Origin of the sequence: Pararhodobacter sp. SW119 (assembly GCF_017811755.1) — a bacterium.
GTDB lineage: Bacteria > Pseudomonadota > Alphaproteobacteria > Rhodobacterales > Rhodobacteraceae > Pararhodobacter.
Window position 1 is genome coordinate 1 of sequence record NZ_JADDJF010000163.1, and the last position, 900, is coordinate 900.

1 protein-coding gene is annotated in these 900 nt (G+C 66.0%); it reads right to left on the reverse strand.

The annotated features are described in order from the left end of the window. On the reverse strand, window positions 1-900 hold a 900-nt coding region (locus IM708_RS21050; RefSeq protein WP_209428503.1), incomplete at both ends, for an IS256 family transposase.

Sequence of the window (900 nt, forward strand, 5' to 3'; positions counted from 1 at the left end):
GAGCTTCCGCCATTTCTTCGACGCGGCGCTGAGCAGGGTGAAGACCATGAGCTTCGCGGTCTTCTGCGATAGGGCGCCCTTGGTGCGCACGGTGCGGTGACGGACGGTTGCGAAGACGCTCTCGACCGGGTTCGAGGTCCGCAGGTGGTCCCAGTGCTCGGCCGGGAAGTCGTAGAACGACAGCAGGGCCTCGGTGTCCTTCGTCAGGCAGGCCGCGGCGCGCTCATATTTGGCGGCGTATTTCGCCTTGAAGGTCTCAATGGCTGCGAGCGCTGCGGCGCGGGTCTCGGCGTGGGAGACCTCGCGCAGATCGACGGTGACGGTGGGCTGCATGGATTTGGGGAAGTGGTTCAGGACGTTTGACATCTTATGGAACCAGCAGCGCTGGTGACGGGTGCCGGGGAAGACCTCGTCCATTGCCTTCCAGAAGCCGAGGGCGCCGTCGCCCACGGCCAATTCCGGCGCGACCGCGAGCCCGCGGGCCTTGAGGCCGACCAGCAATTCGCGCCAGTTTTGCGCACTCTCGCGCACCCCGACCTGGAAGCCGAGCAGTTCCTTTCGGCCTTCAGGCGTCGCGCCGATGATCACCAGCATACACTCGGCGCTCGGCTCCATCCGGGCCTGTAGATAGACCCCGTCCGCCCAAATGTAGACGTAGCGACGCGCGCTGAGATCGCGGCGCTGCCAGCGGTCATAGTCTTCCTGCCAGCCCGCCGTGAGCCGCGAGATCACGCCCGGCGACAAGTTCGGCGCGTCCGCTCCAAGAAGCGCCGCCAGCGCCTCCTGGAAATCCCCGGTCGAGACACCGCGCAGGTAAAGCACCGGCAGCAAGGCATCGAGGCTCTTCGACCGCCGCGCCCACCGCGGCAGGATGTTCGAAGTGAAGCGGATTTTCCCCTC